This is a genomic window from Nocardioides ganghwensis, assembly GCF_014779655.1.
GTDB classification, from domain to species: Bacteria; Actinomycetota; Actinomycetes; order Propionibacteriales; family Nocardioidaceae; genus Nocardioides; species Nocardioides ganghwensis.
This window is the reverse complement of sequence record NZ_JACXYX010000031.1, coordinates 1-6,914: the sequence shown is the minus strand read 5'-3', so window position 1 is coordinate 6,914 and position 6,914 is coordinate 1. Positions and strand designations below refer to the sequence as shown.

The window sequence follows — 6,914 nt, the reverse complement described above, 5'->3', positions numbered from 1 at the left end:
GAGTCCTTGTAGACCCGGATCACGTCCTCACGAAACTCCTTGGGGAACGCCTTCGGCATGGTGCACATCCTTCCAGCGCCGACACATCGACGCAGATTCAGATGTCACCTATCCGTGCAGCAGTCCCGTGTGTCCGTGGGTGTCACTCTGTTGACCAGGTGCTCCCGGTCGGGACACTGCGGCGGTTCGCCCGAAGGAGCGGTCGATCATCGAGGACCAGAGGGCCCTGAGGACGCGTGAGGTCGATGTCGTGGACATCGGCGGCGGACAGGCGGGGCTAGCCACCGGCTTCTACTTGAAGCGGGCTGGACTCGCGCCGGGCCGCAAGCTCGTCATCGTGAATGCGGCAGACCGACCGGGCGGGGCGTGGCCCCCCACGTGGGACGGGTTGCGGCTGTTCTCCCCACGGCCACCTTCTCCTCCTGCCGGGCTGGATGATGCCGCCCTGGGATGACGCGACCCGAGGCTTTCCGCCTCGGGACCACGTGGTGGAGTACCTGAGGCGCTACGAGGACAAGTACGACCTGCAGGTGTTGCGGCCGCATCGGGTCAGGTCAGTACGTCGCGCCGACGACGACCCTGGCGGCCGGCTCTTCGTCTCCACAGAGGCGCTGACCTTGTCGGCTCGCGCGGTCGTGTCCGCGACGGGAACGTGGGACAGTCCGTTCTGGCCGACGTAGGACATCACACCTAGTGGTCGCCCCGGCTGCGAGAACCAACAGTGTGAGTCCCGCTCCGAGAGCCCAGGGGTTGCCGAGGAACCCGCCGAGGCCAGCAAGCGCGCCACCGGAGATGAGGAGTGGCAGGGCGCAGCCGAAGGCCATGAGAAGCGAGGCGCCGGCGGCCAGGATCAGGCCACCGCTTCCAGGCTGGTTGTCGCGGCCGGATGTCATCTCGATGCTCGTCTCGTGCTGGTGCTGAGTGGCGGTGTCAGCAGCAGCCGTGGTTGTCGCCCGCGCTGGACGGGTCGACCTGGAGTCGGCTGAGCCGTCCGGCGCTGATGGCGGCGCCGATCTGGTACGCGTCGGCGACGGGGATGACCTCGCCGTCGGGGTGCTGCTCGAGCCAGGGTTGGGCGTCCTCGAGCGAGGCGAAGTAGTGCACCTGGTTGCAGAACGAGGTGCGGATCGAGGGGTCCTGACCGACGTTGACTAGGGAGACCACGGCGGTGGCTGGCTCCACCGTGAGAACACCGGCGGCGGGGTCGACGGTAGCGCGGATCGTCTCGCCGCTGACCGGTGAGACCGACTCCACCTCCGCGGCGTGTTCGAGGAGCGCCGGGTAGATGAGGGTGTCGAGCGCACACCAGGTGTAGAGCTCCTCGCCGGCCACGGTGAACCGATGCGGGGTGGGGCGCAGGGTCAGGCCCTGGCCGATGATGCGACCTTGGTCGTCGTACTCGGTGTCCGGGGCGGCGGCGAGGCCACGGCGAACGTCGTCGACGGTGCCGCCGGAGGCCTCGGCGAGCTGCTCGAGGGTCACGGGGTCACCGTCGAGCAGCAGCCGAAGCAACGGAATGTGGAGGGCGGCGTCGAGGCCGGTTTCCTCGGTGTTGGCGAGCCGGCTGGTTAGGTCGGTGCTGAGGTTCGACATGTGGTTCGACATGGGGGTGCCTCCGTCGCGGTGAGATCTGGGGGTGGTGCTGGGCGTGGTAGTGCCTGCTGCGGTCAGGCGCAGCAGGACAGCTTCGAGACGTCGGTGGTGAAGGACTTGGCGGCTAGTCGGATGCCTTCGGCCATGGTCAGGTAGGGCGCCCACGCGTCGGCGACCTCGGTGATGGTCTTGCCGAGGACGTGCACACCGGCGGCGGCCAGTTCGCCGGCGTCCTTGGTGACCGCGGTCAGGCCGAGGATCTCGCCGGTGTCGGCGTTGATGGCCATTTTGATGAAGCCGCGGGTGTCGCGGTTGACCCGAGCCCGGGTCAGGTAGGTCAGCGGCAGCACCCGGCAGTCGCAGCGGATCCCGGCGGCAACGATTTCCTTCTCGGTCATCCCGACCGCGCCGATGGCGGGGCTGGTGAACGTCACGCGTGGCAGCCGGGTGTAGTCGACTGCCCGGTCTGCGTCGGCGAAGGCGTTCTCGGCGACCGTCGTGCCGTGGTAGGCCGCGACGTACACGAACTCGGGGTGGCCGGTCACATCGCCGGCGGACCAGATCCTGGGGTTGGAGGTCTGCAGCCGATCGGTCACGACGATTTCGCCGAGCTCGCCGACCGTCACTCCTACCGCGCCCAGGTTGAGGCCGTCGGTGACCGGTCGCCGGCCGAGGGCGATCAGGACGTGGTCGGCGCGGAACTCCTGCTCGCCTCCGGACACGTCGGCAGTGGCGACTACCTGCCCGGTCGCCTCGTCGCGGGCCAACCGGGACACGGTCGCACGCCGGACCACTCGGATGCCTTCGTCGGCGAAGACCTCCTGCAGCGTCCGGGAGACCTCGGGTTCCTCTTTCGATGCCAGCCGCGAACGCACCAACACGGTCACCCTCGAGCCGAGCCGGGCGAACAGCTGGGCCTGCTCGAGGGCCACGTAGCCGCCGCCGAGGACCAGCAGCGAGTCGGGCACGTCGGTGAGTTCCATCGCGGTGGTGGAGGTCAGGTGGTCCACGGTATCCAGGCCCTCGATAGGCGGTGCCCAGGCGTGGGAGCCGGTGGCGGCCAGGTACTGGTCAGCCTCGATCACCTCAACGGTCCCGTCGGCCGCGGTGACCTCCAGGACTGGGGAGTCCGCGGTGCCGGCGAAGGCTGCCTGGCCCTTGGCGACACGCCAGCCGTAGGCCTCGGCGACGTCGATGTACTTCTCGCCCCGGAGGTCCTCGACCAGGTCCTGCTTGCCGGCAACGAGCGCCGGCATGTCCACGCCGGCCGCGGAGGTTGAGATTCCGGGGAACCGGGTGGATGCGTCCGCTGCGACGTGGCGGGCCTCGGCGGCCGCGATGAGCGCCTTGGATGGCACGCAGCCAGTGTTCAGGCAGGTGCCTCCGAAAGCACCACGCTCGACCATCACCACCGACTTGCCCAGCCCGGTCGCCTTGATCGCCGCGGCGAACGCCGCGCCACCCGACCCGACGACGGCAAGGTCGTACGTCGTCCCCATGAGGGGTACCTCCTGATGGTTGAGGACTCATCCGACCGCGCCATACTGGACCTTCCAGTGCAGGGGAAGGTCAAGCCCGGGCCGGAGAACAGTGGAGGTCGACATGCGGATCGGGGAACTGGCCGAGACGGCCGCCACGACGACGAAGACGCTGCGCTTCTACGAGTCACAAGGGCTCTTGCCGCCCGCCGAACGCACCCCGGCCGGCTACCGCGACTACAACCCGGACACCGTCGCCCGGATCGACTTCATCCACCGCGGCCAGGCCGCCGGGCTCACGCTCGCCCAGATCCGACAGGTCCTCGACATCCGCGACCGCGGCCGAGCTCCTTGTGACCATGTCCGTGACCTGCTGGATGCTCGGCTGGTCGCCATCGAGCGCCAGATCGCCCACCTGACCGCGCTACGTGACAACATCAGCGAGCTACGCGACCACGCCGCAGAGCCGGAGCCCGCCACCTGCAGTCCCGACCAGATCTGCCGATACCTCTAGCACGCAAGTGGTCCTGGACTCCACCTGGACGTCTACTCGAGCGTGAGCTGAGCCCGGTGGAAGTCGTAGTGCTGGGTCGCGTACCGGTAGACCTGCTCAAGCGTCATCGTCTCCTGGAAGAACGGGTCCCAGTCGACGGGGAAGTGCATCCGACGGGCCAGCGCCGCATCGGACTCCGCATCCAGACGTCGATGAAGCAGGCCGATGGTGCGGTCGAACTGCCGGGTCAGATGGGGCCCGTGGAAGACGAGCGCACCGCCGACAGCACCCGCGTAGTTGACGTGGTGGAAGGGCCGCGTGCCCGCGTTCAAGACGGCGGCGAAGGCGCGGCTGAACGGCTCGGGCAACCGGCCGAAGAGGCGCACCAGCAGAAGCAAGCGGCGGACGAGCAGGTAGCCGAACGCCATGTGCCACAGCATCTGGCCGTTGGTCCATCGCGTCCCGTTCGTGCGTCGGCGAAGGTCGTCTGCGGTCGCGCGCGAGACGAGCTGATGCAGGTCGGTGCGCACCCGCTCCAACTCGGCATGGATGCTCGCCCGGTCAGCCGGCTGCTCCTCCAACGCCATGAGGCAGTGTCTCGCGTGAAGGGTTCGTTGAGAACAGGACTACGCACGCCTGCGGAGAGTGCCACCTCGACCACGAAGTGGGACAATGGGAGCTCCAGAGACGCACCCCACGAGTCGTCTCCACCGAGTCATGCGAGGAGCGCTACGTGCAGGTCGAGCTGCTGTACTTCGACGGATGCCCGAGCTGGCAGGTCGCCGACCAGCGCCTGCACGATGCGCTCGCCCTGACGGGCCGGGGTGACGCAACCGTGCACCGGCGGCGCGTCGAGACTCCCGAGCAGGCCGACGACCTGGAGTTCATCGGCTCGCCGAGCATCCGCATCGACGGACGGGACCCGTTCGTCACTGGTGGCGAACAGGTCGGACTGGCATGCCGCATGTACCCCACGCCAGCTGGCCTGAGGGGCTCACCGGAGGTAGAGCAGCTGGTGGAGGCGTTGCGGTGAAGAAGGGCCTTCTTGTCGTGGCTGGGGCATACGTCGCGGTGGCCGCTGGCACCCGCGTTGCGGAAGCCCTTGGTGCGAGGTGCTGCGGCTGCCCGGACGGCTGCTGGTGCCGTCGCCCCGGCGCGAGCCTGTTCCGGTGGGTGTTCCCGTGGCGTCACAAGCTCGCACAGCCCGCGGACCCGGAGCCGGACGAGTCCGACGCCGCATAGCGCGCCTGGGCCCAGGACGAGTCCTCGGTCGGCCTTGCGCCGCTCGAGGAGCACGATGTCGCGCCACACGCCGTCGAGCCGAGCGATGCGGGAGCGAACCGCGGGAGTGCCATAGCCGGCCGTGTGTCCGCAGGGCGATGGAGGCACGGTTCTCGGGGAAGACGGCCGACTGCAACGTCCACAGGCCGCCGGTACCGGGCCGCCATGTCCTTGCTGGTGCTGCAGCGGACTCGACGCGACCGGCCCGAGGACCGCCGACTGCTTCGACGTGCTGGCGGGCGTTCGGCGAGCGGGTCAGGCGGGTCGGGGTGCATACATGATGACCGCGACCCCGACCAGGCACACGAGCGCTCCGACGACGTCGTAACGGTCGGGCCGGAAGCCGTCCACGGCCATGCCCCACGCGAGGGAGCCGGCGACGAACACCCCGCCGTAGGCGGCGAGGATGCGGCCGAAGTTCGCGTCGGGCTGGAGCGTTGCGACGAACCCGTAGAGACCGAGTGCGATGACGCCCGCGCCAACCCACAGCCAACCGCGGTGTTCGCGTACCCCCTGCCACACGAGCCAGGCGCCACCGATTTCGGCGACGGCCGCAAGGGCGAACAGGAGCAGGGACTTCGCGACGGTCATGAGCGCAGTCTCCCAAGGCGTGCGGCCCTCACGACGACGGCCAGGCACCGGTGTGGCGGGGGTGCTCAACTGACGGCGCGAAGCGTGCGCTCAGCTGTCGTCGGCGGTGCGCGTGGGTAGGAGCGCCACCGGCATGGTTCCGCCGACGGTGGCGTCGGCGCGCGGTGTGCACGACGTCTGTCGTGAACGTGCCCGACGGGTGAGCAGGGCCGCGACCGCGAGCAGGCCGACGACGAGGGCGAACACGACACCGGCGAACACGAGCGTGACCGCTGTGGCGGCGAGGCCGGCCACACCGAGGAACCTGACGACGGGAGCTGCGCAGCACACGGCACACGCGGCTGCCGCGCCGCCGATCAGGTGTCGGTTGCCGGGCCGGTCGGCCGCGGTGTCAGGTCCGGGCATGTCCGTCATCGTTGCGCCCGGATGTTCGCTGCCGGTGCGGGCTGGCTGTCGGGGTGGAGGGTGATGGCCTCGAACGGGATGGGGCAGCACGGCGACGACGCGCACGCCAGGAGGTCGTCGCAGCCGGCATCGAGTGCGGCGGTGAGGTTGTCGCGGATGGCGGTCAGGTCGGAGATGCGTACCTCCACCTCGACGAGCTTGGTGTGCGCGCGTTGTTGGAGTCCGGCGTCGATGCGCTTGCCGTGGCGGTGGCGGCCGAGCTCGAGCAGGTCGGAGACTTCGTCGAGCGTGAACCCGAGGCGTTGGGCAGCCTTGATGACCCGGAGCACGGTGACGGTCTCGGGTGGGTAGAGCCGGTGTCCCCCGGGGCTGCGGTCGGGGGCGGCGAGGAGGCCGCGGCGTTCGTAGTAGCGCAGAGTCTCGATGTTGAGGCCGGCGGCGGCTGCGACCCGGCCGCGACGCATCCCTACCGTGTCGGCGACCGCTCCCCCGGCCTGCTGGGCGGCGTTGAGGGCGCTCATGATGCTGCCGCCAGCACGGCGCGGGCGTGGTCGAGGAGTCCCGTGAGGACGCCGGCGTGTGCGGGCAGGACGTCGATGTCGAGGCTCACGTTGCCGGGTTGGGGCTCGCTGATGGTGAAGGTGAAGAACGAGCAGCAGGCCATCTCGGCTTCGACGAGCCGGCGGGCGCGGTGCGCGAGCTCGATGTCGCCGGTCAACACCAAGTGCGCGTACGTGTCGCTGGGCTGGTCGATCGAGCGCAGCGACGTGGTGAACAGGTCGTCGAACTCCGCGACGCGTAGGGGTCGATCGGCGGTTGGGAGGGTGCATGCCTCGACGTCGGCCCATGCCAGCCCGGTGCCGGGGGCGTCGCCGCTGGCGCTTTGGTCCATGAGCCCACGGTAAGCCTGTACCCGGGTACAAGATGCAAGGCCTTGGCTGAGGGTTGAATCGCCCCGGGTCTGGTGGAGGCTCTCAATCCATGGAGGATGAGAGTCATGGCAGCACCCAGGAAGTACCCCGACGAGCTGCGTGAGCGAGCGACCCGGATGGCGGTGGAGCTGCGGGCGGACC

9 protein-coding genes are annotated in these 6,914 nt (G+C 69.3%); 2 read left to right on the top strand and 7 right to left on the bottom strand.

Annotated features, from left to right (window positions below; translation table 11 throughout):
- Nucleotides 1–930: 930 nt before the first annotated feature.
- Together merB and merA are read right to left on the bottom strand one after the other, a co-directional pair.
- Nucleotides 931–1,605, bottom strand: a complete 675-nt coding sequence (merB, locus tag IEZ24_RS21350; protein ID WP_224745682.1) for an organomercurial lyase MerB — start codon at nt 1,603–1,605, stop codon at nt 931–933.
- A 62-nt stretch (nt 1,606–1,667) separates the two neighbouring features.
- Nucleotides 1,668–3,092, bottom strand: coding sequence for a mercury(II) reductase (merA, locus tag IEZ24_RS21345; protein ID WP_129457154.1), 1,425 nt, complete (start codon nt 3,090–3,092; stop codon nt 1,668–1,670).
- 91 nt (nt 3,093–3,183) lie between these two features.
- On the opposite strand from merA, the gene IEZ24_RS21340 reads away from it, so the two are divergent.
- Nucleotides 3,184–3,585, top strand: a complete 402-nt coding sequence (locus IEZ24_RS21340; RefSeq protein WP_439116378.1) for a MerR family transcriptional regulator — start codon at nt 3,184–3,186, stop codon at nt 3,583–3,585.
- 32 nt (nt 3,586–3,617) lie between these two features.
- Here IEZ24_RS21340 and IEZ24_RS21335 read toward each other — a convergent pair whose 3' ends face one another.
- Nucleotides 3,618–4,151: a DinB family protein gene (locus IEZ24_RS21335; protein WP_129457153.1), complete on the bottom strand. Its 534-nt coding sequence runs from the start codon at nt 4,149–4,151 to the stop codon at nt 3,618–3,620.
- 146 nt (nt 4,152–4,297) lie between these two features.
- On the opposite strand from IEZ24_RS21335, the gene IEZ24_RS21330 reads away from it, so the two are divergent.
- Complete coding sequence (locus tag IEZ24_RS21330) at nt 4,298–4,597, top strand: DF family (seleno)protein (RefSeq protein WP_129457152.1); 300 nt, start codon at nt 4,298–4,300, stop codon at nt 4,595–4,597.
- A 503-nt stretch (nt 4,598–5,100) separates the two neighbouring features.
- Here IEZ24_RS21330 and IEZ24_RS21325 read toward each other — a convergent pair.
- The 4 genes from IEZ24_RS21325 to IEZ24_RS21310 all read right to left on the bottom strand — a co-directional run bounded on the left by IEZ24_RS21325 (nt 5,101) and on the right by IEZ24_RS21310 (nt 6,733).
- Nucleotides 5,101–5,436, bottom strand: coding sequence for a YnfA family protein (locus tag IEZ24_RS21325; protein ID WP_129457151.1), 336 nt, complete (start codon nt 5,434–5,436; stop codon nt 5,101–5,103).
- 90 nt (nt 5,437–5,526) lie between these two features.
- A complete protein-coding gene (locus IEZ24_RS21320) occupies nt 5,527–5,841 on the bottom strand; it encodes a hypothetical protein (RefSeq protein ID WP_129457150.1) in 315 nt (104 codons plus the stop codon).
- Between the two features lie 5 nt (nt 5,842–5,846).
- Entirely contained in the window at nt 5,847–6,362 is a 516-nt protein-coding gene (locus IEZ24_RS21315) for a MerR family transcriptional regulator (protein WP_224745681.1), read from the bottom strand.
- Entirely contained in the window at nt 6,359–6,733 is a 375-nt protein-coding gene (locus IEZ24_RS21310) for a hypothetical protein (RefSeq protein WP_129457149.1), read from the bottom strand. The genes IEZ24_RS21315 and IEZ24_RS21310 overlap by 4 nt, the downstream gene beginning before the upstream one ends.
- Nucleotides 6,734–6,914: the final 181 nt, after the last annotated feature.

What these genes read in the sequence shown, in the direction of transcription:
- merB (WP_224745682.1), bottom strand. Translation starts at nt 1,605, where the DNA reads ATGTCGAACCACATGTCGAACCTCAGCACCGACCTAACCAGCCGGCTC.
- merA (WP_129457154.1), bottom strand. Translation starts at nt 3,092, where the DNA reads ATGGGGACGACGTACGACCTTGCCGTCGTCGGGTCGGGTGGCGCGGCG.
- IEZ24_RS21335 (WP_129457153.1), bottom strand. Translation starts at nt 4,151, where the DNA reads ATGGCGTTGGAGGAGCAGCCGGCTGACCGGGCGAGCATCCATGCCGAG.
- IEZ24_RS21325 (WP_129457151.1), bottom strand. Translation starts at nt 5,436, where the DNA reads ATGACCGTCGCGAAGTCCCTGCTCCTGTTCGCCCTTGCGGCCGTCGCC.
- IEZ24_RS21320 (WP_129457150.1), bottom strand. Translation starts at nt 5,841, where the DNA reads ATGCCCGGACCTGACACCGCGGCCGACCGGCCCGGCAACCGACACCTG.
- IEZ24_RS21315 (WP_224745681.1), bottom strand. Translation starts at nt 6,362, where the DNA reads ATGAGCGCCCTCAACGCCGCCCAGCAGGCCGGGGGAGCGGTCGCCGAC.
- IEZ24_RS21310 (WP_129457149.1), bottom strand. Translation starts at nt 6,733, where the DNA reads ATGGACCAAAGCGCCAGCGGCGACGCCCCCGGCACCGGGCTGGCATGG.